The following is a 24,746-nucleotide window of genomic DNA, read 5'->3' on the forward strand; positions in this document are numbered from 1 at the left end:
CAGCAAGAGGGATAAGGATGATCGCCTCAGTCGTTCGTACCCACGCAAGCCTGCGCTTCGACGGCCCGCTGAGCCATGAGGTGCTGGCATGACCGAAGCCAAACAACGCGAACCGCAGGTCGCCGTCGCCCCGCTCAACACCATCGATGCCAAGGACGTCGGCCGCGGCGCCGCGGCCTTTGACGCCTGGCTGCAGTCGGTCAGCGGCGGCTACGTCACCCTCGAACGCATCAAGACCGTGGCCGGCGCGCTGCCGGTGGTGGGCAACATCATGGCCCTGGTCGACGCCCTGGGCGACGTGGTGACCCTGGTCAAGAGCAAGAACCGCCAACTGCTCGACTGGGTGAGCCTGGGCATCAACCTGATCGGCGTACTGCCGGCGCCACCGACCATGGCCGCAGCGCGCATGAGCCTGCGCCCGACCCTGTTCCTGGTGCGCCAGGAGCTGCGCAACAGCGCCAAGATGCTGCTGGGGGATTCGCTGATCCAGGTGCTGATCGGTCATCTCAACGCCACCATCGCCGGGACTATCGACGATTTCGTAGCCAAGGCCCAACCGAAGATCGCCAGCATTCTGGCCGACGCCGGTGCGCTAGGTACCAAGATGACCAGCGAGATCGCCACCGGCCTGGAGAAGGTTGCCCTGAGCCAGCTAGACGCCAAGGGCGACATGTCGAAGGCGGGCAAACAGGCGTCTGCCGCCGCCGACAAGCTGCTCAACGACCCCAAGGCCGCCTTCAGCAACTTCTTAGGTGCCGTACATAGCGCCTACAAGGCTGCGGGCAAGGGGCTGGCCAACAGCGCCACCAGTAAACTGCTGCCGGACGAGATCAAGACCAAGGTCTTGGCCAACACCGGCCAACTGCGCGCACTAGGGCCGGAGATGGCCCGGCAATTCGCCAAGCTGGCGGACCCCGGCACACAGATGAGCATCGGCTGGATGCTGACGGTGCTGGGCGGGGCGGTGAAGGGCTTCCGCAAGCGCAACAAGAATGGGCAGCCGGGGGTGAGCAAGCCGGGGACCACCACGCAGGTGGAGCGAGAGAAGGGCAAAGGGGAGTTGGCGGTCAGTGGCTCGCAAGCGAAGGCGGAAGGGACAGCCAGCCCCAAGCGTAAGCCTTGCCCTCCCGAACCCAAGGCACGTACAGGCCATAGCATCAGTTTCTCGCTGGGCTCCGAATTCATCCTGCATACCGATTTCAGTCTGCCCGGACCATTCCCCATCGAATGGGAGCGGACCTACCACTCGCGCCTGGCCGAATACGATCAAGGCACCCTCGGTGCGCGCTGGGTCACCGAGTTCACCACCCGTATCGACGTAGTGGGCAAGGGGCTGGTGTTCCATGACCACGACGGTCGAAGCCACGCGTTCGAACTGCCGAAATTAGAGCAGTCGCTGTTCAATGCCATCGAGGACCTGCTGCTGGTTCGCAGCCGCGAAAACGAACTGGTGATCTGCCGAGGCTTCGAGCGCAAGGAATACTACCTGCGGGTTGAGGAACGCTATTACCTGCAGAAGATCACGCTCGCCAGTGGCGCCAGCTGCATGCTGCATTACGAGCACCGCCACAATGGCCGGCCGGTGCTCTCGGACGTCATCACCTATCAGGATGACCCGAGCCAGATTCACCGCCACCTCGGCACCTTGATCGATGACCACGGCCATGTCATCGGCCTGTGGGAAATGCGTGACGGTCAACCACTGCGCCAGCTGTGTGCCTACCACTACGATGATCAGGGCGACCTGACCGCCGTCCAGGATGAGCACGGCGCGGCCTGGCATTACCATTATCAGAACCACCTGGTGACCCGTTACACCGACCGTACCGGCAGGGGCATGAACCTGCACTGGGACGGCAGCGCCTTCGACGCCAAGGCCATTCGCGAATGGGCCGATGATGGCAGTTACGACACCCGCCTGGAGTGGGACGAGAACATTCGCCTCACCTACGTCACCGACGCCCACGGCCAGGAGACCTGGTACTACTACGACATCCAGGGCCACCTCTATCGGGTTCGCCACCCCGACGAACGTTCGGAATGGTTGTTCCGCGATGAGCGCAAGAAGCTGCTGCGTCACGTTCACCCGGATGGCAGCGAAGACCGCTATGACTACGACCAGCAAGGCAGTGTCATCCGCCATATCCGCGCGGACCATACCCAGACGCACTTTGCCTACGACGACCGCCGTCACCTGATCAAGATACGCGACGCCGAAGGCGGCCTGTGGCTGCGGGACTACGACCAGAAGGGCAACTTGGTCGAGACCACCGACCCGCTGGGTAACAAGACCGAATTTGCCTACACGTCTTCCGGGCTGGTGAAGGCAATCAAGGACGCCAGCGGCAACGAGAAGAAACTGGCGTACAACGCGGCGGATCAATTGGTCGAGTACACCGATTGTTCGGGCAAGACCAGTCAATGGGAATACGACGACTTCGGCTATCTGACCCAGTTCATCGATGCGGCGGGCAGCAAGACGGCTTATGAATACAAGACTGGCCAGCTCGCAAAAGTCATTCACCCGGACAATACCGAAGAGCGTTTCGAACGCGATGCTGAAGGCCGTTTGCTGGCTCATGCTGATGCACTGGACCGTTGCACCACCTGGGCCTATAACGCAGTGGGCCTGCTGGCCGAGCGGGTGGATGCGGCCGAGCACACTTTGCGTTACCGCTGGGACAAACTGGGTCGCCTGATTGGGCTGGAGAACGAAAACGAAAGCAAGGCCACCTTCCTCTTCGATCCTGTGGGGCGTCTGTTGGAGGAAAAGGGCTTTGATGGCCTGGTCACGCGGTACGAGTACGATGCTGAAAGCGGTCGCTTGAGCAGTACCTATGTCGGACAGCGTCGTACCCAGGTGTCCTTTGATGCCGTGGGGCGTATCGTTTCCCGGGTTGCTAGCCTGGGTGATCAACGTCAGGAAGAAACCTTTGCCTACGACGGCAACGGCAAGCTCGTGCAGGCGGTCAACGCCGACAGCAAGCTGCAGTGGTTCCATGACGAGGCGGGCAACCTGACCCGCGAGCACCAGTACTACCTCGGTACCGAGGTGCCGATGGTCGCAGTGTGGAAGCATGAGTACGACGCGCTGAACCTGCGCACGGCGACCATTCGCCCGGATGGCCACAAAGTCAGCACGCTCACCTACGGCAGCGGTCACGTGCTCGGCATGACCCTCGACCAGCATGAGTTGCTGGCCTACGAGCGCGATGACCTGCACCGTGAAGTGGTGCGTCATCAGGGCAACCAGTTGATGCAGACCCAGAGCTGGGACCCGGCAGGGCGTCTGCAAGAGCAACTGTTGGGCAGTCATGATGGCCAGTCCACCCTGCTCAAGCGCCAGTACCAATACGATGCCGTGGGCCAGTTGACCGATATCCACGACACCCGTCGCGGGCACCTGGCCTATCAGTACGATCCGGTGGGACGGTTGCTGCAAGCCACCAGCCGTCTCGGCGTGGAGACCTTCGCCTTCGACCCGGCCGGCAACCTGCTGGATGACAAGACCCAGGAACTGAATCGTCCGCTGGAAAGCGACCCGCGTCGCAACAAGCTGATGGACAACCTGCTGCGTGAATACGCCGGTACTCATTACCAGTACGACGACCGTGGCAACCTGATCCATCGCCTGCACAACGGCGAACAGGCGCGCCTGAGCTGGGACTTGTTCGACCGATTAGTCCGTTTCGACGATAGCAAGCTCAGCGTGGCGTACAGCTACGACGCCTTGGGCCGCCGTCTGCACAAACACTCCACCGCGCACCATCAGGATGATCCGCGTGCGGGCAGTGGTTGGAACCAGATGCAGCGGGCCAAGCGCCAACGCGAACTGGGCTGTGGTTACACCTTGTACGGCTGGGATGGCGATAACCTGGCCTGGGAAAGCTCGCCGCCACAGGATGAAGGCGACACCGGGCGGACCGTGCATTACCTGTACGAGCCGGGCAGTTTCGTGCCGGTTGCCCAGGCGCTGCGCAAGAGCCCGATCCGCTTGCTACGCCAGCCGGACTGGCGCGACCGGGAGTACGACTTCGATCAGGACCCGCTGTAGCAACACGAGGTGAAGCCGCAGCCAATCGACGCCATCGCCTGGTACCAGTGTGACCACCTCGGTACGCCGATGGAGCTCACCGACCACCATGGTGAAGTGGCGTGGACGGCGCAGTACAAGGCGTGGGGGGAGATCAAGGAGGCCCGTTCGGAGTGGGCGAAGCAGATTGGCCTGAGCAACCCGATCCGCTTCCAGGGCCAGTACCACGACCCTGAGACCGGGCTGCATTACAACCGCTATCGGTACTATGATCCGAGGGCCGGGCGGTTCATCAACCAGGACCCGATCAGTTACGCAGGGGGTATAAATCTCTATTCCTATGGAGATAACCCAGTTTATTGGTCTGATCCGTTAGGGCTGGCGGGGAATCCCGCGACTGCTACCCACATAACCTATAGAGGTCTAGATGCTAAAACTGGTAAGCCTTACATTGGCTATGCCAGTATGCAAGGCCAGCAGTCTCCAGAGAAGGTGCTGAATTACCGATACAGTAGCTTTGACAGGTTTGGAGGTAATGCGCCTGAAATTCTTTACAGCGGTTATGGACAGCAGGGGAAGGACACTGCCCGAGGTTTGGAGCAGCGCTACTACGAACGCTACGAGAAGGTGGAAAAAGGCTCAACTGCGAATAGGCAGAACCCGGTTGGCGCGCAGAATCAAAGGCGAGATAAGTATCTAGCCGCTGCAGACTCGCACCTATCGGGTGCTTCGAAAGTTTGTCCGATTTAAGGTAGAGGAATGGTCGTGGGGAAGAGAATTATTTGGAGAGACGGTGATTTCATTGTTCTCAGGCTGAGAGACGATCTTTTTACTGTCGCGCGTATGGAAAGGCAGGCGGAAATGTGTTTTTTCGACATTTTTCAATCTCACGATGATTGGAATAATGTTGATTGGGATAGTGTTTTGCCGATATTTCATGGGTTTGTTGGGTCCGTTGTGTTAAAGCGCCTTGGTCATAGAAAGCTTGATGTGGTTGGCTCGATTTTAGGAGTTCGCCCCCAGGATCTTTGGATTAAATCATACTCTATATTTGATTCTGGGCACTTTGAGGGTGATGTTGAATCGTTTCCGATGCTAGGGGGAAGGTTGATTGACTTGAGGGGGGGCATGTTTGATACGTATAGTGCACCTGTTGTTAAGCACGATCTGAAGGTCTTGCAAGATAGGGAGCAGATCGAAAGGTATGAGCTTGTTAATATGTGGGGAGATTTGGATCTTGCAGATCGACTTGTACGCTATCATGAGACTGGTGTTAATAGAGATGATCTTAAATTTGAAGTGTTTCCGGGTCTTTGGGATGATAGGGAGCAATTGCGCCCGTTGACAAGAAGGTTGCCTGTTCCATTTCGCTAGGTATTTGTGTCTGAGATAAGTCTGCAAATGGTAGGTGGCGGTAAAGTTATGTAATTCTCACAAGCCGAGTTGTAACTTTTTCAAGGTTTTGCCATCGAGCGATCAAGACCGTGGCCGGTGCCTTGCCGGTGGTGGGCAACATCATGGCCCTGGTCGACGCCCTGGGCGACGTGGTGACCCTGGTCAAGAGCAAGAACCGCCAGCTGCTCGACTGGGTGAGCCTGGGCATCAACCTGATCGGCGTGCTGCCGGCGCCACCGACCATGGCCGCGGCGCGCATGAGCCTGCGCCCGACCCTGTTCCTGGTGCGCCAGGAGCTGCGCAACAGCGCCAAGATGCTGTTGGGGGATTCGCTGATCACGGTGCTGATCGGCCACCTCAACGCCACTATCGCCGGGACCATCGACGACTTCGTCAAACAGGCCCAGCCGAAGATCGCCGAGATCCTCGCCGACGCCGGCGCGCTGGGCACCAAGATGACCAGAGAGATCGCCACCGGCCTGGAGAAGGTCACCCTCGGGCAACTGGACGCCAAGGGCGACCGTGACAAGGCGGGCAAGCAGATGTCGGCTGCCGCCGACAAACTGCTCAACGACCCCAAGGCCGCCTTCAGCAACTTCTTTGGCGCCGTGCACAGCGCCTACAAGGCTGCCGGCAAGGGGCTGGCCAACAGCGCGACGAGCAAACTGCTGCCGGATGAGATCAAGACCAAAGTCTTGGCCAACACCGGCCAGTTGCGCGCCCTGGGCCCGGAGATGGCCCGGCAATTGAACAAGCTGGCCGACCCTGCCACGCAGATGAGCATCGGCTGGATGCTGACGGTGCTGGGCGGGGCGGTGAAGGGCTTCCGCAAGCGCAACAAGAATGGGCAGCCGGGGGTGAGCAAGCCGGGGACGACCACGCAGGTGGAGCGGGAGAAGGGCAAGGGCGAGTTAGCGGTCAGTGGTTCGCAGGCGAATGCCACCCAGACGCCGAGCCCGATTGAGCCCAGTTGCCCAATCCCAAGACCGATTCCGAAGTCCACGACGGGGCGCAGTATCAGCTTTGCCCTGGGTTCGGAGTTCATCATCCATACGGACTTTAGCCTGCCCGGTGCATTCCCCCTTCAGTGGCAGCGGATCTACCACTCGCGCCTGACCCAGTACGACAAAGGCTGTCTAGGTGCACGTTGGATCACCGAATTCACCACGTGTATCGATGTGGTCGATAAGGGTTTGTTGCTCCATGACTTCGATGGCCGCAGCCATGAATTTGAACTACCCAAGGTAGGCAAGTCATTGTTCAACGCCATCGAGGACTTGCTGCTGGTACGCAGCAGCGACGATGAGCTGGTGATCTGCCGTGGCTTCGTGCGCAAGGAGTACTACCTGCGCGTGGGTGACCGTTACTACCTGCGCAAGATCCTGCTGCAGAACGATGCCGGTTGCATGCTGCACTACGAGCATCGCCACGAGGGGCGTCCGGTGCTGTCGGACATCATCACCTTCCTGGGCGATGTGAAAGACGTCCTACGCCACCTGGGCACGCTGACCGACGAACAGGGCCATATCACCGGGCTGTGGGAAATGCAGGACGGTCAGCCGCTGCGTCAGATGTGCGCCTACCACTACGATGATCAGGGTGACCTCGTCGCCGCCCAGGATGAACACGGCGCGGCCTGGCATTACCAGTACCAGAACCACCTGGTAACGCGTTACACCGACCGTACCGGTCGGGGCATGAACCTGCAGTGGGACGGCAGCGCTTTCGACGCCAAGGCCATTCGCGAATGGGCCGATGACGGCAGTTACGACACGCGTCTGGAATGGGACGAGAACATCCGCCTCACCTACGTCACCGACGCCCATGGCCAGGAGACCTGGTACTACTACGACATCCTCGGTCACCTGTACCGCGTGCGTTACCCGGACGAGCGCTCGGAGTGGATCTTCCGTGACGAGCGCAAGAATGTGGTGCGCCATGTACACGCCGACGGCAGTGAAGACCGCTACGACTATGATGAGCAAGGCAGTGTCATTCGTCATATCCGTGCTGATCACAGTCAGACACATTTCTCTTACGATGATCACCGCCACCCTATAAAGCTTCGTGATGCCGAAGGCGGTCTGTGGCTGCGGGACTATGACCAGAAGGGCAACCTGGTCGAGACAACCGACCCATTGGGCAACAAGACCGAATTTGCCTACACGCCTTCTGGGCTAGTCAAGGCGATCAAGGACGCCAATGGCAACGAGAAGAAGCTGGCGTACAACGCGGCGGGTCAGTTGGTCGCGTACACCGACTGCTCGGGCAAGACCAGCCAGTGGGCATACGACGCCTTCGGTCAGTTGGTGCTGTTCACCGATGCGGCGGGTAATAAGACAGCTTACGAATACAAAGCCGGCCAACTGGCAAAAGTCATCCACCCGGACGCCACTGAAGAGCGTTTCGAGCGTGATGCCGAAGGTCGTCTGCTGGCTCACGTCGATGCACTGGACCGTTGCACTACTTGGACCTACAACGCTGTGGGCCTGCTGGCCGAGCGGGTGGATGCCAACGAACACACGCTGCGTTATCGATGGGACAAGTTGGGCCGACTGATCGGCCTGGAAAACGAGAACGAGAGCAAGGCCAACTTCCTTTACGACCCGGTCGGGCGCCTGCTGCAAGAGCAAGGCTTCGATGGCCTGGTGACGCGTTACCAGTACGATCCTGATACGGGCCGGCTGGCCAGCACCCAAGTCGGTCAGCGCCGCATCGACATCACCTTCGACCCGGTGGGGCGTCTGATTTCACGTGCGGCCAGCTTGGGTGACCAGCGCCAGGAAGAAACCTTCGCTTACGACGGCAACGGCAATCTGATCCAGGCGATCAACGCGGCTAGCAAGCTGCAATGGTTCCACGACGAAGCCGGTAACCTGACCCGTGAGCACCAGTACTACCTCGGTACCGAGGTGCCGATGGTTGCGGTGTGGCAGCATGAGTACGACGCACTGAACCTGCGCACGGCGACGATTCGCCCGGATGGCCACAAGGTCAGTGTGCTCACCTACGGCAGTGGTCACGTGCTGGGCATGACCCTCGATCAGCATGAGTTGCTCGCCTACGAGCGCGATGACCTGCACCGTGAAGTGGTCCGGCATCAGGGCAACCAGCTGATGCAGACCCAGAGCTGGGACCCGGCAGGGCGTCTGCAAGAGCAACTGCTGGGCAGCCACGATGGCCAGTCGACCCTGCTCAAGCGCCAGTACCAATACGATGCCGTGGGCCAGTTGACCGATATCCACGACACCCGTCGCGGGCACCTGGCCTATCAGTACGACCCGGTTGGCCGCCTGCTGCAGGCCACCAGCCGCCTCGGTGTCGAGACCTTTGCCTTCGACCCGGCCGGCAACCTGTTGGACGACAAGACCCAGGAACTGAACCGTCCGCTGGAAAGCGATCCGCGCCGCAACAAGCTGATGGACAACCTGCTGCGTGAATACGCCGGGACCCATTACCAGTACGACGAACGTGGCAACCTGATCCATCGTTTGCACAATGGCGAACAGGCGCGCCTGAGCTGGGACCTGTTCGACCGTCTCACGCGTTTTGGCAATGACAAGCTCACGGTGCTGTACAGCTACGACGCCCTGGGCCGCCGTTTGCACAAACACTCCACCGCACACCACCAGGACGATCCGCGGGCCGGCAGTGGCTGGAACCAGATGCAGAGGGCCAAGCGTCAGCGCGAACTGGGTTGTGGTTACACCTTGTACGGCTGGGATGGTGACAACCTGGCCTGGGAAAGCTCACCGCCACAGGATGAAGGAGACACCGGGCGCACCGTGCATTACCTGTACGAGCCGGGCAGTTTCGTGCCGGTTGCCCAAGCGCTGCGCAAGAGCCCGATCCGTTTGCTACGCCAGCCGGACTGGCGCGACCGGGATTACGACTTCGATCAGGACCCGTTGTGGCAGCACGAGGTCAAACCGCAGGCGATCGACGCCATTGCCTGGTACCAGTGCGACCACCTCGGCACGCCGATGGAGCTCACCGACCACAACGGTGAGGTGGCGTGGACGGCGCAGTACAAGGCGTGGGGGGAGATCAAGGAGGCCCGCTCGGAGTGGGCGAAGCAGGTCGGCCTGACCAACCCGATCCGCTTCCAGGGTCAGTACCACGATCACGAGACCGGGCTGCATTACAACCGCTATCGGTACTATGATCCGAGGGCTGGGCGCTTTATCAGTCAGGACCCAATAAGCTACCTGGGTGGGGTCAACCTCTATCAGTACGTGCCGAACCCGATTGATTGGATTGACCCGTGGGGGCTGAAGCGGATCAAGAACGCGGTTGAAGGAGATCGTCGTCACCAGGAATTTAATGCTGAGATTAAAACGAAGCATCCGAATGCGACGATACAAAGTGAGTGTTACCTGCGAGATGCAAGCGGGAAGTCAGTCAAAGACCCTCGTACCGGAGAACGCCGTCGGGTAGACACGGCTGTGATTGAGAACGGACAGGCGAAGATCTATGAGGTTACGAGTATGACGGCTGATAAAACGGATCAAATTCTTAAAGAGCGTCGAATATTAGCGACGGGTGGTACATTTGTTAAAGATCGCTCTACTGGGAAGCTAGTACCTGTGGTGGGCGTTTCAGAGGTGGTTAGGAGAGATTGAATGAGCGACTATCCGGTATGGGATATAGATGGTGTGCTTGAAGCATATACTGATATTCCAGAGTGGCATGCAAGTATTGGTAGAGCCCTTGAAAACCTATTTCTTTTCATGGAGCGTAACGGTCTGTTGACTTGTAGGGTAAGTGATGAAAGTGGAAAAATAGTAAAGCGTGTGATTATGAGTAGCGAAATTACTGCGGAGGGCGATCTGCTATCAAGTGGTCGTAATAATGCAGTCGATAAGTGGTTGCGCTCAAAAGCAAGATTCAAAGACCCAGATGACTTAAGGTCTCTTGAGAAGGCCTTGGCGGATGTTCGAACTAAGAAGCACTAGTTGCGCTACTTTCTGAGCTGGCTAACCTATAGGTGAGATTAAGACGAAGCATCCGAATGCGACGATACAAAGTGAGTGTTATCTGCGAGATGCGAGCGGGAAATCTGTCAGGGATCCTGAAAGCGGTGAGCGGCGCAGGGTGGACACGGCTGTTATTGAAAATGGGCAGGCAACGACTTACGAAGTGACGAGCTTGAATGCATCTAAGTTTGAGCAACAGCAGAAAGAAAGTCGAATTCTCGCAAATGGCGTTCTACAAGGAACTGCCGGAGTGTTTGGAAGCGGTCGATGTCAGTGAGCGTCTATTCCGGCCTGTGCTCTGTTCGTTCAATTTCGCCGAAATCCCTCGGTGGCGGGTCTTGTTTCAGGATGATGCATACGAGAAGGCACAGTCTTCCTTCGCGGACATCGTTCTGGAGTTCGTACCGTATCTTTGGGTTGGTGGAGAGAAACGCCCCAAGGGCAGCGTGGCGCAGGGGAAAGGGCTCGAGCGCTCGGTGTGTTGGCGGACGCTGCATTTGATATTCAGGGTGAACGCGCATCTGGCGGGCATCTTCAAGCAGGACGAACCCTACGATTACCATCGTTTGCCGGCTGACATGCGAGTGGATGACGATGCGGCTATTCAGGCTGTTATCGCGCTTGCGGCATCGGTGGAAAAAACGCTGGCCATGAAGGAAGCGGCCTGGAAGAAAAGGGTCAAGGCATGAGCACACCGTGACGAAAAAGCCGCTTTCATCGTTGCGAAAGCGGCGTTTCACGTCGATCTAAGAGGGTTAGCTCACCATCGCCAACCGCTTGATCTGCTCGGCCAGGTCCTTCTCGGCGATCTTGATCTCCACCAGCACCGGCCGGCCCACGACCGTCAGCAATTGCGGCAGCAGTTGCTCCAGCTGGTCCACCGTTTCCACCCGATACCCCAACGCGCCATACCCCGTGGCCAACGCGGTGTAGTCCAGCGTGGGCAGGGTGTCGAACGGCGCGAACTCACCGCCTGGGGTAAACGCATCGGGATCGACGAACGCCTGCTCGATCGCATACACCTGGTTGCTCATCACGAACACCACGGCGTTGACCTGGTTGCGCGCCAGCGCTGCCAGTGACTGGCTGACCATCATGAACCCACCATCGCCGGCCACTACCACCGGGCGGCGGCCGCTGCCCAGCGCCACGCCAAGGGCGCAGCCAGTCTCGTGGCCGAGCGAGCCCCAGATGGCGTCGGAGATGAAGCTGCCGCGGGGCATGCCGTTGATGTTGCTGGCCACGTACAGCGACGAGCTTTCCCCCAGGATCAGCGTGCTGCTTTGCCACAGGCGGTGTTCCTGGGCGAAGTTCACCAGGCTGTCGAAGAAGCTCGCGTAGCTCAGCACGCTGGGCAGCGCGCCGCTGCCCAGCAGCGGGCGCGAGGCGTTGAGTGCCATGCCCTGGCGGGGGAACTGGGTGTCGACCTTCAGGGCCTTGAGCAGGGCGTCGACGTAGTCCGGCAGGCGCACATTGGGGTAGTTGTCGCCGCCGGCGCGGGCCAGCTCGCAGTTCACCTGGATGATCTGGCCGTAGCGGGCATTCAGCAGGTCGAGGTAGTCGTCAGTGAAGATCACGCCGATGGCCAGGATGCAGTCGCAGGAGTCCACCCGCGCCGAGGTTTCCGGGCGCGAGGCGGGGCCGGCGTAGGTGCCGATGAAGGGCGCCTGGCTTTCGTCGAGCACGGTCTTGGCGTCGAGGGTGGTGGAGAAGGGCAGGCCGCAACTGTCGATCAGGTGTTGCACGGCATCCTGCAGGCCGTAGCGGATCACCTCCACGCCCAGCAACACCAGGGGCTGGCACGCCGTGGCCAGGCGCTGGACGGTGGCGTCGACCAGCTCCTGCAGGGCCTGTGGGTTGGACGGGCGCGGGGCCGGGGTCAGTTGGCCATGGGGGCGGTTGACCTCTTCGCCCCAGATGTCCTGGTAGGCCTCCAGGTAGATGGGTTGGCGGTGGGTGAGCGCAGCGATCAGGGCGTTGTCGATCTGCCAGGGCGCGCGGTGCGGGTCGGACAGGATCTCGCAGGCCACGGTCACCTGTTCCAGTACGTTGCGGTCGGCTTCGAAGTCGCCGGTGGAGTGGTGGAACAGCACGTTCTGGCTACTGGCCTTGCGGCGGTCCTGAGTCGAGGGGCTGGCGGAAATCACCACCACCGGGTTGCGTTCCACAAACGCGCCGGCGATGGCGTTCACCGCGCTGAAGGTGCCCACGCCATATTGCAGCGACACGGCACCCAGGCCATGCACCCGGGCGTAACCATCGGCGCTGTAGGCGGCGCCCATCTCGTAGATTTCGCCCACGGCGTCGATACCTTCGAAGGCATCCAGCGCGCTCATGAAGTTCGAGCAATAGTCCCCCGGTACCTGGAACACCTTGTCCAGGCCCAGTTGCTTGAGCCGGGTGAGCAAGTAGTCGGCTACGGTGAATTGACTCATGGCTTGATCCCCGCACAGATGTTCTGGGTGATGCCGTCGAGCAATTGTGCAGGATGCGTGGGCATGGGCGGTTTGCTGTAGTCGATCTCCTCCGGCGCCGGGGTCGGCAGCAACTGGTAGCTGGCGGGTAGCCAGCTGGGGCGCGGCAGTTCGAAGAACTCCTGCAGGGCGGACTCGGCGGTGGTCAGCGCGCCCTCGACCCAGCCCTGGCCGTAGGAGTAGGCCTCGCCGACGATGAACACCTGTTGGTCCTTCACCGGATGGCGCATCTTCTGGATGATCAGGTCCACGCGGTAGTTGGCCTTCCACTCGTGCCAGCCGCCGCCGTATGGGTCGGCGTCCCAGGCGTGGTAAACGGCCGAATACGGCGCCGGCAGCTCGACCTGTGCATGCAGCTGGGTGACCTGGCGCTGGGCGATGCGCACCATCTCGTCACTGATCTGGAATTGCGTGCGCGGCACCACCGCGTCGTTGGCGATGCGCCCTTCGAGGCTGCGCGGGGTGTAGCCGACGAACTCGGGGCCGTCTTCCAGGCCTTTCCAGAACGGCACGGTGCCGATGTCGTTGTAGGAGGCCATCAGCAGCGAGTTGAAGGTCTGTTCGCCACCTGGTTGATCGCACTCGGTACCCATGTAGTAGCACTGGCGGATCGGCAGGTCGGTGACCGAACGCCCGGCGACCAGGCCGAGGTTGCGCCACCAGGGTTGCTCGTAGGCCAGGAACAGCTTGAACGCCGACTGCACCAGCACCGATTTCAGGTTGTCCTTCAGCCACGGATCGTCGAACAGCGGTGAGTCGATCAGCTCCAGTGAGCGGCGCGGCAGGGCCAGGATCACCTGGCGGGCCTCGACGATATCCTCGCCGTCGAGGTCGTGGGTCTTGCCGTTGATGGTCTCGGTGTGGCGCAGGTGCAAGCGGTAGGGGTACTCGCTGTTGCCGCTGTAGCTCAGGCTGGCCAGGCGGCGGTTCATCTGGATGCGCTGGTCGCCGGGCACCAGCCCTCCGGCGTGCTCGACGAAGCGCTGGGCCAGGGTCAGCGGCAGGCTTTGGAAGCCGTCCTTGAGCGTGCGGAACTCGGTGGCGTCGCTGTACTCGGTGGCGGGCAACTGGGTCACGGCGCTGGCGTTGGCGACGTTGGCGTCGTAGCCGCCGGCGTCCTTCATGAACTGGTAGCCCTCGTTGCTCAGCACGCGGTAGAGCAGGTCCCAGAAGCCGTAGCGCCAGATCGGCTTGCCGAACACCTGCACTTGCATCTGCTCGGCCAGGCTCAGTTTGTCGAAGCCGGGGTAGAGGCTGTTCATCACGTTGACCTGGAGGTCTTCGGGGTTGTAGCCGCGCTCGGTCCAGCCCAGGTCGTAGGGGATCTTGTGCGGCGCCTCGACGAAGTCGCGGAAGCGGAAGCGCTGGCCGCGCAGGTAGAACAGATTATCCTTGGCGCCGATGGGGGCACCTTTTGGCTGTTCATTGCCCATGGGAAAATCCTTGCTTGGCAGACCCAGGTGCTGGACCAGGGTGTCGACCATCACATGGCCATCGGCGCCGGGCATGTAGCGCATGCCGCCCACTTCGGCGACCACATTGGGCAGGCCGGGCAGGTTGATGCTGAACAGGCGCCCGCCGATGCGATCACCGTATTCGAAGAGTTGGATGCGTTGGCTGGTGCCATGGGCCTGTTGCAGGCGCCAGGCGCTGTAGGTACCGGAGACACCGCCGCCGATGATGGCGACGTCCAGGGGGTGGTTTTGGCTCATCGCAAATTCCCTTTTGTTGTGTGTGTGGACAAGGAAATCCATGTGACGAGCCAGTATCGTCGAGGTTTGCCGGAATGCCAGTTTGCCATCATCGATTTTTGGGGCGGACTAGCTTCACCCCTTGCACGCTGCCATGGAACAAAACATATCCCATTGATTTGGCAAAACTTCTGTAGGAGCGGCTGAAGCCGCGATCACCCGCGAAGCGGGTACCAGACACCGCGTTGTCTGCATCGCGGCTGAAGCCGCTCCTACGGAGGGCTCTGTTTCTTGCGTGACAGCGCCGCCAGCCCGACAGTCAGCACCACTGCGATCGCCATGGCCAGGCTGATGGTCACTGCCACGCCCAGCCGCTCCAACAGTCCCGCCATTGTCAGGTAGAACGCGATCACCCCCACCGCGCCGATGGCATTGCCCCGCACCATCGCCGCCATCCCGGCCCGCCCGCCCTGCACATGGGCGAACACCACCAACGGCCAGGCGATCACCGGGATCGGCGCGAGCATGCCGCTGGTCGCCGGGCCCAGCCAGCTGGCCAGGTGGGTGGTGATCATCAGCAGCGAGGTGGCGGACACCATGCGCAGAGGGATCTCCCAATAACGGTGCCGGGGGCGGGCGAGGGTATCGGGGCTGGGCTCCTGCCCACTGACGCGTATCAGAACGCCGATCAGCACCAGCGCCACCGCAATCGACAGGTGCAAGCTGCCCCAGTGGGTGAAGGCATGGGCCGCCAGGCCATAGAACAGGATCGCCAAGGCGACTGCCGGGGCGATACCGAACCTACGTGTGGCAAACAGGTAGAACGTGTAGGTTGCCTGCACCGCCGCCAGCCCTCCGAGCGCGCCGGGCACCGCGGCCAGGGCGAAGCCCGTGCCTTGTTCCAGGCACAGGAAGGTCATCACCAGGGCCGAGGTGATCGGCAGCCCGGACAGCAATCCGCCCAACAAGCCACCCCAACGGCGTGAGGCAAGGGAAATGGCCCACATCAGCAGCGGTGTGACGATGAGTTTCAGATAGAAAAGGGTCATTGTGCGGGGTTCCGGTTCTGCAAGGTGCGCGCCCGCCGTTGGCATTGGGTGGGGCGCGGGTGACTCAAGCGCGGCTGGCCTCCAGTGCCTGCGCGAGGTCGGCGATGATGTCGTCGCTGTGCTCGATGCCGATCGACAGCCGCACCATGTCCCGTGGTGCGCCGGCCTTTTCCAGCTCTTCGTCGTTGAGCTGGCGGTGGGTGGTGGAGGCGGGGTGGCAGGCCAGCGACTTGGCGTCACCGATGTTTACCAGGCGCACCACCAGCTGCAGCGCATCGATGAAGCGCGCCCCGGCCGCCTGGCCGCCCTTGATGCCGAACGACAGGATCGACGCCGGCTTGCCGCCGGTGTAACGCCGGGCCAGCTCATGCTCGGGGTGGTCGGGCAGGCCGGCGTACTTCACCCAGGCCACCTGGTCGTGTTGCTGCAAGTAGCGGGCGACCTTGAGCGCGTTCTCGGTGTGGCGCTCCATGCGCAGGGCCAGCGTCTCCAGGCCTTGCAGGATCAGGAAGGCATTGAACGGCGACAGCGCGGCACCGGTGTTGCGCAGCGGCACCACGCGGCAGCGGCCGATGAAGGCGGCGGGGCCGAAGGCTTCGGTGTAGGTGACGCCGTGGTAGGAGGGGTCGGGGGTGTTGAGCAGGGCGAAACGTGCCTTGTTGTCGGCCCAGGGGAACTTGCCCGAGTCGATGACGATGCCGCCGATGCTGGTGCCATGGCCGCCGATGTACTTGGTCAGCGAGTGCACGACGATATCGGCGCCGTGCTCGAACGGGCGGCAGAGGATCGGCGTGGCCACGGTGTTGTCGACGATCAGCGGCACGCCATGGCGGTGGGCGGCTTCGGCCAGGGCCGCGATGTCGACGATATTGCCGGCGGGGTTGCCGATGGACTCGCAGAACACTGCCTTGGTGCGTTCGTCGATCAGCGCTTCGAGGGCGGCGATGTCGTCGTGGGCGGCGAAGCGGGTGGTGATGCCCATGCGCGGCAGGGTGTGGGCCAGCAGGTTGTAGGTGCCGCCATACAGCTTGGCCACCGAGACGATGTTGTCGCCGGCTTCGGCGACGGTCTGCAGGGCGTAGGTGATGGCGGCCATGCCGGAGGCCACGGCCAGCGCGCCGACCCCGCCTTCGAGGGCGGCCATGCGCTGTTCGAGCACGTCGTTGGTGGGGTTCATGATGCGCGAGTAGATGTTGCCGGCCACCTTCAGGTCGAACAGGTCGGCGCCGTGCTGGGTGTCGTCGAAGGCGAACGAGGTGGTCTGGTAGATGGGGACGGCCACGGCTTTGGTGGTCGGGTCGGGGCTGAAGCCCGCGTGGATGGCGAGTGTTTCCAGCTTCATGCGGTCATTCCTTGAGCGTGGGGTGGAAGCGGCTGAGCATGGGGCGGGAGGTGTAAGGCGGTCAAGCGCGTGGGGTGGCACACCAGGGCGCGGCTGTCTGTCGTACTTAGTAACTTTTCATTGGCGTAATTTCGGACGCGTCCGACATACAACAAGGTTTTACGTTTTTTACAGTGCGAACTTTTTACAGGGAGTTCGCAGCATGGCGTATCACGGCTACATGACGATCACGGGCGCGCTTCAGGGCCTGATTTCGGCGGGGTGTTCCACCCAGGATTCCATCGGCAACAAATGCCAGGCGGGCCATCGGGACCAGATCATGGTCCTGGCCTTCGATCACAGCCTTTCCAACCTCGACAACGTCAGCCGGGCGCTGCACCGGCCGGTCTACCTCACCAAGTTCGTCGACAAGTCCACCCCGTTGCTGGCGCAGGCGCTCGATTCGCGGGAGCGGGTGGAGTGTGATCTCACCTTTTTCCGCACCAGTGCTGCGGGCCTGCAGGAAAGGTACTACTCGGTAAGGCTCGGCGGCGGGCTGATCGTCCAACAGAACGTGGCCATGCCCCATGCCGTCCTGCTCAATGAGCAGGAACCGCAGGAGCACCTGGCGATCCGTTATCGGGAGATTTCCTGGGTGCACCATGCGGCGGGGACCACCGGCTATGCGACCTGGGGTGAGGAATGACGGCGCGCAGCGAGCACGAGGTCCCGTGGGATGACGACTTCTGGGAAGTGAGCCATGCGGCGGCCCGGCTGACCCAATATGCCTGCGAGGTGGCCGCGCGGTGTTTGGATGAGGGGATGCTGCGGCTGCAGTTCACGCAGGAGATGGCGTATGTCGGGAAGGGCATTGTGGAGGAGGTTCGGACGGGGAAAATATCTTCAGCTGAAGGGCTGAAAAAAATAAGGGATGAGCATGTACTCTTGGTTGATCAACTATCGACGTATTTACGGATAGTTGCTGTGTTTGCATCGGGTGTTTTAGTCGCCGGGACAGGTGTCGCTGTCTGCAAAATGTCATTGGGATTGGCATGTGGAGGATTCGGTGTGCCTATGATGCTTCATGGCATTAATGCAATGTTTGAAAGCGGGCTAAATATTTATCTGGGGCGTTCTAATGTTGAAGGTCCTGTGAGGAAAGCTTATCAAGAAGTGGCGGTTCGGATGGGGGGGGAGGCTTCTCACGGAAATATAGCTTATGGAGTTGTTGATCTAGGACTTTCAGCGTATGGGCTTGGAAGAAAGGTAATTGCTCCGGGTGCTAGGCGCCTTTGGCATTACATTGATTCGGATAAAGTAAGAGCATACAGGACGATGGGGGTTGGGAGCAAAGCTTTTGAGCTTGGAATTGATGTGATGACTGGGCAGCAAATCTGGGTGGAGATTGAAAAACAATAAATTTTTTGTTTTGCCCATCAGCGTGAATGTTCGGGAATTGTGTTTTTGACTTTTAGAGAAGGCGGGTGTGTATGCTGGCAATTTACATGATTTTTTCAGTCGTCGGTCTTGCTGGTTCCCGCCTTATTCGTTGCTTGGTCACGGTAAGGGGAGAAGAGCATCTGAGGCATGGGTTGGTCATTTTTTACAATTTTATTTTTGCTTTTATGCACATGGCAGTGATAGCGCAGGATAAATATTTTTATGTTTATAGGCGGCCGGATCTGGTGGAAATTCATCCTTGGTTGGTTTGGTTTGCCTGGTTGTTTATGGTTTTGCACTTCTGGGCTAAATATCGTGATAATGATGTCAATTGCTTTCGCTGGAAAAAAGATATGGATCGGCTTAGGTGATAGTGAGGCGAAAATGAGTGTTGTGGTATTTGTTCTTATCGTGATGTGGAGTTTTATTTCTTCACCTCTTTTGGTTTTTGTGCTTTCGGGAGCTGATCTGACCGAGGGCAAAGAAGTTATCGGCATTTTTTACAATAGCTCGTTCGCGGCTTTTTACTACTTCAATGTATTCCCTGGGGAGCATGGTGGCTTCGGCCCACCTCCTGACGTCATCTTGGATCATCCCTGGATCGTATGGCTCTCCATCCCGATGATCCTTTTCCACCTCTGGATGTTCCCTGGTCTGCGCCCCTCTCCTCTTCGTCTACGCCGAAAATGGAACTCCACGTTCAAACGCCACGGTGAACCATAGCCTCGCCACCTCACCGCCCCTGCACCCGCACGGTCTCCTCCTCCAGATACGCCAGCAACGCCGCCACCTCCGTCTTCCCCAACCGCAGGTTGGGCATCGCCAGCTGGTTGTACTGCCCGTACAGCAGCATCGCCAGCGGATCGCGCTCGGCCAGCATCTGGTCTGGCGCTATCAGCCAGCGTTTCAACCACGCCTGCTCCCGCTGCCGGGTGACACCGAGCAGATCGGGCCCGATGCCGCGGGAGGCGCCGGGTACGGCCTCTCCGACGGTGTGGCAGGACGAACAGCGGGTGCGGAACAACTGCTCGCCCGCACTGGGTGGGCGGACTTCGGGGGCCTGGGTGTAGTCGCGGTGCTGGGTGCTGGCGGCCTTCCAGTTGTGCAGGCTGTTGGCCAGGCGGTCGGCGAGGATGTATGGGCTCTCGAACGGCGACGCCTTCATCCAGCGACCGGTGGCCTGGTTACCAATGATCAGGCTGAGGTTGTGGTCCCTGCTGCGGCCGTTCTCCAACCCTTCGATATACAGGCCGAGGCTACGACGCAGTTGCTCGATGTCGGCGGCTTCGCCGGTGAGCAGGGTCCAGCCGGGGCCGATGGCGAATTTCTCGGCGTAGCGTTTCAGGGTGGTTGGGGTGTCGTTGTAGGGGTCGATGCTGATCGAGTAGAAGAAGATGTCCTGGCCGACGCGCTCGCCCAGCAGCTTTTGCACCTGGCGCAGGCGGGCGGTTTCCACCGGGCAGGCGTCGCCGCAGCCGGTGAAGATGAAATTGATGGCGACCACCTTGCCCTGGATCAGGTCGTCGTAGAAATGCACTTGTTGGCCGTCCTGGGTGAGCAGGGGGATGTTAGGGAAGTAGTCGGCGCCCCAGGGGCTGGGGTCGGCGTTGGTGGCGGGAAGGGCGCCGGGGAGGGTGAGGAGGATCAGCAGGGGGAGCAGCAGGCGCCAGTGGCGGGGCATGGTGGTCGTCCTTTGTCGCGTGCATTGGGCCTGCTGCGCAGGCCATCGCCGGCAAGGCCGGCTCCTACAAGGAGCAGGCCTTGCCAGGGCGTTACTTGATACTGATCGGCGCGGTCACGCTCTGCCCCAGCGCCGAACGCACGATCACCGTCGGCGGCGAGGCCGGGCCGCTGCCGAGGGTGGTCACCGACAGCCGCCAGCGCGCGCCGGTGCCGCTGCTGGTCAGTGTCGCGGCCCCCAGTTCCAGTGGGCCGCCGGTGGTGTTGGCGGTCACGCTGATGCTGTTGTTGGCCGCCACCGAGGTGGTGCCGGACAGCTCCCAGGTCCAGCGGTTGTTGCTGCGCAGTTGCACCGTGGCACTGATGACCTGGATCTCGTCGATGGCCACCGCCGGCGTCACGGCGACGCTCACCGTGGCCGGCATCAACGACTCCAGGCCTTTGGCGTCGCGCGCGGCATAGGTGAAACTGGCGGTGAACGGGCTGGCCACCGTGGCCGGCGGGGTGTAGGTCACCTGGGTGCCGTTGCTGCTGACCGTACCCTGGCCGGAGTCGGGCTGGGCCAGGCTGCTCACGCTCAGCGGCAGGTTGCCGTCAGGGTCGCTGTCGTTGGCCAGCACGTTGAGCACGATCGGCTTGCCGGCGCTGGTGGCGGCGCTGTCGTTCGCCGCCACGGGCGGCTTGTTGCCGCTGTTGTCGTCGCTGCTGGCGGCCGTGCGGAAGGTCGGCAGGGCAGCGGAGTTGACGTACTCCACCCCATCCCAGCCAGGCAGGGGCGTTGGCATCAGCTGGAACTGGCCGGGGTGCTCCAGGTCCCAGCGCAGCAGCATGGAGGTGTCTTCGTGCTGGGTGTTGTGGCAGTGCTCCATGTAGGTGCCGGCGAACTCGCGGAAGCGGATGGCCATTTCCACCTCCGCGGTCGACTCGCTGTCCGGGCCGATGCGGTAGACGTCCTTGCGTGCCCACTTCTCCCACTCCGGCGGGGCCTTGCCGCCACGGCTGAGGATCACCCCTTCCTCGAAGTGCACATGCACCGGGTGGCTCCAGCCGTTGCCGCCGTTCTTGATCTTCCACACTTCCAACGTGCCGTCGCCGCTGAAGCCGGCGTCGGTGGCCTCGCTGGCCAATTGCGGGGCGGCGTTGATGCGCCGTGGGTCCATGCCGTAGCCGAAGCCGCCGTCGGTCTTGATGGTCCAGGGCGCGCTGTCGGTGCCGTCCGAGCGGCCGAAGACGAACTCGCGGTGGCGCGCCGCCTTGAGCTTGGCCTGGTCGCTGGTGCTGCCGGGGTCCAGGGGCAGGGGGATCATCACCAGGCCAGCGGCCTTGCTGGGCTTGGCCGGTTCGTACAGGGCCGGGTCCATGCTCAGGTCCTGGCCGCTGTAGGGCTGTACCAGCAGTTGCAGGAACTTGCCGACCGCAGGGTCGCCCTTGTCCCATTCCGGGCCTTTGCTGGTCTGCTTGATCACCGCCTTGTACTTCTCCGACAGCACGTCGGCCAGGGCGATGGCCTTGTTCGGGCCCTTGCCGGTCTGGTGTTCCATCAGGTTGACGAAGTACAGCTTGTCGCCAGGCTTGATCCCGTTTTTCGCGAAGTTGACGATGATGTCGTAGCGCTCGGCAATGCCTTGCATGGGCAGGATCGCGTTGTGGTCCTGGCGGTCGCCGTCGCCGTTGAGGTCCATGCTACCGTCGAAGGGCACGGCGTGCTCCATGAGGTTGCCGTCGTTGGCGACCAGGTGGAACGGCACGCGGTTGTAGGAGAGGTTGGAGCCGGACGGCCCCTTGAACTCGCCACTGTTGCCGGCCACCTCACGTACCACGGCGAACTTGAAGTAGCGCGACACCGAGCCGTTGAGAAGGCGGAAACGGTAGCTGCGCGCGCGCACCTTGAGCCTGGGCTGGTACTGCCAGTTGACCAGGATCTGGTCACCGAGGAAGCCGTCGCTGTTGAACGGGTTGAACCACAACTGGCCATTGGCGTCCCAGGCCTTGTCGGCCACCACCAGGTTGACGTCGTAGTCGCGGTTGCCCCAGGGCATTGCGCTGCCGCTGGGCAGGCGCAGGTTGACGCCGTCCTGCAGCGCCTCGTTGCCACGGTCCAGGGCCGAGTAGTAGTTCATCATCACCGCGTTGCCCTTGTAGACATTCTGCGCGGTGAAATCGAGCATGTGGTCGTGGAACCAGTGGGTGCTCATGGTTTCGCGCCAGTCGCCACGGATTTTGATGCTGCCGTTCTCGCAAGTCTTCAGGCCGGGGGACGCGTCGTTGACGAACAGGGTTTCGCCCGGCGAGCAGGGGAAGGCGGCGCGTGGGTCCTGGGCACGGGTGTTGACGGTGTCGTAGCCGGCCAACTGGATCGGCCAGCGGTAGTCGTAGTACTGGCCGGGGAAGAAGTAGGCGTTGGCGAAGCCGTCGCTCTCGGCCGGGGAGTGGCCGTTATGCTCGTGGGTGGAGATGGTATGCAGGCCGAAGCCTGCATTGGCCGACGGGTCGATGGGCAAGGCGTTGTAGTGGCGCATCAGCAGCGGTTGGCCATAACGCACCATCAGCAGCTTGACCGGGAAGGTGCCGTCGAAGGTCCACAGCGCCTTGTGGCCCTGCAACGGCATTTTCGGGTGGAAGCGGGTGTCGATGCCCTTGGTGGTGCCGAGGGTGGTGGGGATGTCGGAGGTCTGGTAGTACAGCCCGCCGGGGCCGAACTCACCCTTGCTGTAGCCGTGCAACTGCTTGCGGTCGCGCAGGCCCTGGTTGATGCGCGCGCCGGCCTGCGCGGTCTTGAACGCGGCCTGGGGGTAGAACTCGTTCCAGCGCTGGTGCGACCAGCCCTTTCCTGGGGGCCGCCCTTCGGCGGGGGAGCCGACCGAGTTGCGGTTAAGGAAAGCTTCGATCTGCGCCTTCCACGGGTTGCGGTCGAGCACGTTGGCGTACTGCGACGGGAAGGGGGTCAGGCCCGGTTGGGTGAGGAAGGCCTCCAGGGCGTTGCCGTTGGGGCTGCTGCGGGCGACGTTGTTCGGGTCCTGGGCGGGCGCCGGGCCGGTCACGGGCAGCGGGAAGGTGAGGGTGTACGGCGGGGTGGCCGGGTCGAGCTTTTCCGGGCCGAACTCCTCGAACAGCAGCAGTTGCTGGGTGAACGGCTCGGCGCCGAACAGCGGGCTGGGCTTGCCGTTGGTGGGGTACTGGCTGGAGGTCTGCTGCACAGGGGGCAGCACATTATCGGTACTGACCGTGGCGCGGGTGCCGAACACGCCGTCGTTCAGCTCCAGCGAGCCCTCGTTGGCTTCGGGCATCGACTTCAGCGCTTCCAGCGCCGCCGCCGTGGCCATCGGGTCTGCAGGCGGATCGCTGTAGGCCGACGGGTCGGTGGGGGGCGGCGGGCTCACATCGTCGAGCCCGCTGGCGACCGCGCAGGTCACTCCGAGGCCGAGCAACAGCACCGTGACAGAGGATAACCTGGACATGTGCGCGGACGTCGCAGTTGGTTTCTTCATAGCTGTGTGCCCCATGTTGTGCAGCCTGGCATCTGCTACCACCGGCGAAGGTGGCGATGTGCCTTGTTTCAAATGGGCTGAGCAACGGTTATGCCAAGGTGAAAACGGCTGGAAGGCACATGTTTCAAGATGTTGCGGTGGTGCGAAATAGAACCGATCCGGTCTGCCCCGCAAACCTGGGGCTGGACACCCACTCCTGGGTGGGGAATGCTGCCCACGACCACCCTGCAGGGAGCACCCAAGGCCCCGTTGACCTCATCGCACGCGGGGCCATCGTCGCCGGTTTCGTCCAGGGCCTGCTGACCTTGTCGGGGTGGCGATGCTGGTGGTAGCGGTGCCGGGCTTGCTGGCGCGGGGGTGAGTGGCCAACCCTTGCTCCGCACTCTGCTTCTTGGCACCCTTTGCCGGCCTTTGCTGGTCATCGACACCGTAGAACAAGGAAACACCAAGGTGAGCTGGGAAAAAGTCGGTAAATCTCTCGTGGGCCTGCTAGTGGTCGCCATCATCGCAGCCGTGCTTTATGCGGTGCTGCGCAATGCCGACCGCCTCGAGGCGCGCCTCACCTATGCCTACCTCACCTACCCGGGCCAGTTCAGCGAACGCATCAGCCAGACCAACGAATTGCTCAAGTACGAGCGCTTGCATGCGCGCGTCAGTGAGGTCAGCGACGGGGCGCTGAGCCATCCGCAGATCGAACGTCTGGTCGAGCTGGCACAGGCGCCGTACCTGCAGCTGTTCGCCAAACCGTTCGAGGCTGGCCTGGTGGACCACCGTACCGGGTTGCTCATCGAGCTGGTCAACCACCGCAAGGCACCGGTCAAGGCCGTGAAGATCCGTCTGCCGGCCAAGGGGTTGGTGCAGGTTCGTGACGATGCTGGCAACGACAGACTGATCCCGGCGCCGACCGGCATCGTCGAAATCCCTGCCATCGATGCGGCAGGCCAGAGCAAGGTATGGGTGTATTTCGACTCGGACTACTCGTTGGTTCGCCACGGCGGGGTCAACATTCGTTACGCCGGTGGCACGGCCGATATCCAGGTGTACCGTGAGGTGATCGGTTTCCCGGCGCTGGTGGCGCGCTACAGCCGGGAACTGATGGTGCTGTTGGTGGTACTGGTGGCCTGCGTGCTGGGGCTCGGTTATTACAGCCTTGGACCGCGCCGCGCCAGAGCTTCCCTGTAAACCTGTAGGAGCCGGCC

14 protein-coding genes and 2 pseudogenes are annotated in these 24,746 nt (G+C 61.5%); 10 read left to right on the top strand and 6 right to left on the bottom strand.

Annotation, left to right across the window (positions count from 1 at the left end):
* Nucleotides 1–88 precede the first annotated feature (88 nt).
* The 5 genes and pseudogenes from IM733_RS03965 to IM733_RS03985 form a co-directional block, all read left to right on the top strand.
* Nucleotides 89–4,417 (top strand): annotated as a pseudogene (locus IM733_RS03965) (RHS repeat-associated core domain-containing protein); the annotation flags it as partial.
* 375 nt (nucleotides 4,418–4,792) lie between these two features.
* Nucleotides 4,793–5,407: a hypothetical protein gene (locus IM733_RS03970; RefSeq protein WP_248919638.1), complete on the top strand. Its 615-nt coding sequence runs from the start codon at nucleotides 4,793–4,795 to the stop codon at nucleotides 5,405–5,407.
* 143 nt (nucleotides 5,408–5,550) lie between these two features.
* Nucleotides 5,551–9,705: pseudogene (locus IM733_RS03975) on the top strand (RHS repeat-associated core domain-containing protein); the annotation flags it as partial.
* A gap of 345 nt (nucleotides 9,706–10,050) precedes the next feature.
* Nucleotides 10,051–10,383: a hypothetical protein gene (locus IM733_RS03980; RefSeq protein WP_248919640.1), complete on the top strand. Its 333-nt coding sequence runs from the start codon at nucleotides 10,051–10,053 to the stop codon at nucleotides 10,381–10,383.
* A gap of 197 nt (nucleotides 10,384–10,580) precedes the next feature.
* Nucleotides 10,581–11,093 (top strand): hypothetical protein, encoded by a 513-nt coding sequence (locus IM733_RS03985; RefSeq protein ID WP_248919641.1) that lies wholly within the window; start codon nucleotides 10,581–10,583, stop codon nucleotides 11,091–11,093.
* 66 nt (nucleotides 11,094–11,159) lie between these two features.
* Here IM733_RS03985 and IM733_RS03990 read toward each other — a convergent pair whose 3' ends face one another.
* The 4 genes from IM733_RS03990 to IM733_RS04005 all read right to left on the bottom strand — a co-directional run bounded on the left by IM733_RS03990 (nucleotide 11,160) and on the right by IM733_RS04005 (nucleotide 16,960).
* The gene (locus tag IM733_RS03990) at nucleotides 11,160–12,839 is read right to left on the bottom strand and encodes an alpha-keto acid decarboxylase family protein (protein ID WP_248919642.1); all 1,680 of its coding nucleotides are present in this window, start codon (nucleotides 12,837–12,839) and stop codon (nucleotides 11,160–11,162) included.
* A complete protein-coding gene (locus IM733_RS03995) occupies nucleotides 12,836–14,590 on the bottom strand; it encodes a flavin monoamine oxidase family protein (protein WP_248919643.1) in 1,755 nt (584 codons plus the stop codon). Before IM733_RS03995 ends, IM733_RS03990 begins: the two co-directional genes overlap by 4 nt.
* 251 nt (nucleotides 14,591–14,841) lie before the next feature.
* Nucleotides 14,842–15,618, bottom strand: a complete 777-nt coding sequence (locus IM733_RS04000; RefSeq protein WP_248919644.1) for a hypothetical protein — start codon at nucleotides 15,616–15,618, stop codon at nucleotides 14,842–14,844.
* A gap of 64 nt (nucleotides 15,619–15,682) precedes the next feature.
* Nucleotides 15,683–16,960, bottom strand: a complete 1,278-nt coding sequence (locus IM733_RS04005; protein WP_248919645.1) for a bifunctional O-acetylhomoserine aminocarboxypropyltransferase/cysteine synthase — start codon at nucleotides 16,958–16,960, stop codon at nucleotides 15,683–15,685.
* Nucleotides 16,961–17,162: 202 nt separating this feature from the next.
* On the opposite strand from IM733_RS04005, the gene IM733_RS04010 reads away from it, so the two are divergent.
* From IM733_RS04010 to IM733_RS04025, 4 genes are all read left to right on the top strand, one after another.
* Nucleotides 17,163–17,645, top strand: coding sequence for an Hcp family type VI secretion system effector (locus tag IM733_RS04010; RefSeq protein ID WP_248919646.1), 483 nt, complete (start codon nucleotides 17,163–17,165; stop codon nucleotides 17,643–17,645).
* Nucleotides 17,642–18,358 carry a DUF4225 domain-containing protein gene (locus IM733_RS04015; protein ID WP_248919647.1) on the top strand — a complete coding sequence of 239 codons (717 nt, stop codon included), beginning with the start codon at nucleotides 17,642–17,644 and terminating at the stop codon, nucleotides 18,356–18,358. The genes IM733_RS04010 and IM733_RS04015 overlap by 4 nt, the downstream gene beginning before the upstream one ends.
* A 71-nt stretch (nucleotides 18,359–18,429) precedes the next feature.
* On the top strand, nucleotides 18,430–18,750 hold the full coding sequence (locus tag IM733_RS04020) for a hypothetical protein (protein WP_248919648.1): 321 nt from the start codon (nucleotides 18,430–18,432) through the stop codon (nucleotides 18,748–18,750).
* 13 nt (nucleotides 18,751–18,763) lie between these two features.
* Entirely contained in the window at nucleotides 18,764–19,102 is a 339-nt protein-coding gene (locus IM733_RS04025; protein WP_248919649.1) for a hypothetical protein, read from the top strand.
* A 10-nt stretch (nucleotides 19,103–19,112) separates the two neighbouring features.
* Here IM733_RS04025 and IM733_RS04030 read toward each other — a convergent pair whose 3' ends face one another.
* Nucleotides 19,113–20,060 (bottom strand): SCO family protein, encoded by a 948-nt coding sequence (locus tag IM733_RS04030; protein WP_248919650.1) that lies wholly within the window; start codon nucleotides 20,058–20,060, stop codon nucleotides 19,113–19,115.
* A 91-nt stretch (nucleotides 20,061–20,151) separates the two neighbouring features.
* Entirely contained in the window at nucleotides 20,152–23,517 is a 3,366-nt protein-coding gene (locus IM733_RS04035) for an Ig-like domain-containing protein (protein ID WP_432760391.1), read from the bottom strand.
* Between the two features lie 480 nt (nucleotides 23,518–23,997).
* On the opposite strand from IM733_RS04035, the gene IM733_RS04040 reads away from it, so the two are divergent.
* Nucleotides 23,998–24,729 carry a hypothetical protein gene (locus IM733_RS04040; RefSeq protein WP_248919652.1) on the top strand — a complete coding sequence of 244 codons (732 nt, stop codon included), beginning with the start codon at nucleotides 23,998–24,000 and terminating at the stop codon, nucleotides 24,727–24,729.
* Nucleotides 24,730–24,746 lie beyond the last annotated feature (17 nt).

Source organism: Pseudomonas entomophila (assembly GCF_023277925.1).
In the GTDB taxonomy this organism is placed as follows: domain Bacteria; phylum Pseudomonadota; class Gammaproteobacteria; order Pseudomonadales; family Pseudomonadaceae; genus Aquipseudomonas; species Aquipseudomonas entomophila_D.

What these genes read in the sequence shown, in the direction of transcription:
- IM733_RS03970 (WP_248919638.1), top strand. Translation starts at nt 4,793, where the DNA reads ATGGTCGTGGGGAAGAGAATTATTTGGAGAGACGGTGATTTCATTGTT.
- IM733_RS04025 (WP_248919649.1), top strand. Translation starts at nt 18,764, where the DNA reads ATGAGTGTTGTGGTATTTGTTCTTATCGTGATGTGGAGTTTTATTTCT.
- IM733_RS03985 (WP_248919641.1), top strand. Translation starts at nt 10,581, where the DNA reads ATGCATCTAAGTTTGAGCAACAGCAGAAAGAAAGTCGAATTCTCGCAA.
- IM733_RS04035 (WP_432760391.1), bottom strand. Translation starts at nt 23,517, where the DNA reads ATGTCCAGGTTATCCTCTGTCACGGTGCTGTTGCTCGGCCTCGGAGTG.
- IM733_RS04010 (WP_248919646.1), top strand. Translation starts at nt 17,163, where the DNA reads ATGGCGTATCACGGCTACATGACGATCACGGGCGCGCTTCAGGGCCTG.
- IM733_RS04030 (WP_248919650.1), bottom strand. Translation starts at nt 20,060, where the DNA reads ATGCCCCGCCACTGGCGCCTGCTGCTCCCCCTGCTGATCCTCCTCACC.
- IM733_RS03990 (WP_248919642.1), bottom strand. Translation starts at nt 12,839, where the DNA reads ATGAGTCAATTCACCGTAGCCGACTACTTGCTCACCCGGCTCAAGCAA.
- IM733_RS04005 (WP_248919645.1), bottom strand. Translation starts at nt 16,960, where the DNA reads ATGAAGCTGGAAACACTCGCCATCCACGCGGGCTTCAGCCCCGACCCG.
- IM733_RS04000 (WP_248919644.1), bottom strand. Translation starts at nt 15,618, where the DNA reads ATGACCCTTTTCTATCTGAAACTCATCGTCACACCGCTGCTGATGTGG.
- IM733_RS03980 (WP_248919640.1), top strand. Translation starts at nt 10,051, where the DNA reads ATGAGCGACTATCCGGTATGGGATATAGATGGTGTGCTTGAAGCATAT.
- IM733_RS04020 (WP_248919648.1), top strand. Translation starts at nt 18,430, where the DNA reads ATGCTGGCAATTTACATGATTTTTTCAGTCGTCGGTCTTGCTGGTTCC.
- IM733_RS03995 (WP_248919643.1), bottom strand. Translation starts at nt 14,590, where the DNA reads ATGAGCCAAAACCACCCCCTGGACGTCGCCATCATCGGCGGCGGTGTC.
- IM733_RS04015 (WP_248919647.1), top strand. Translation starts at nt 17,642, where the DNA reads ATGACGGCGCGCAGCGAGCACGAGGTCCCGTGGGATGACGACTTCTGG.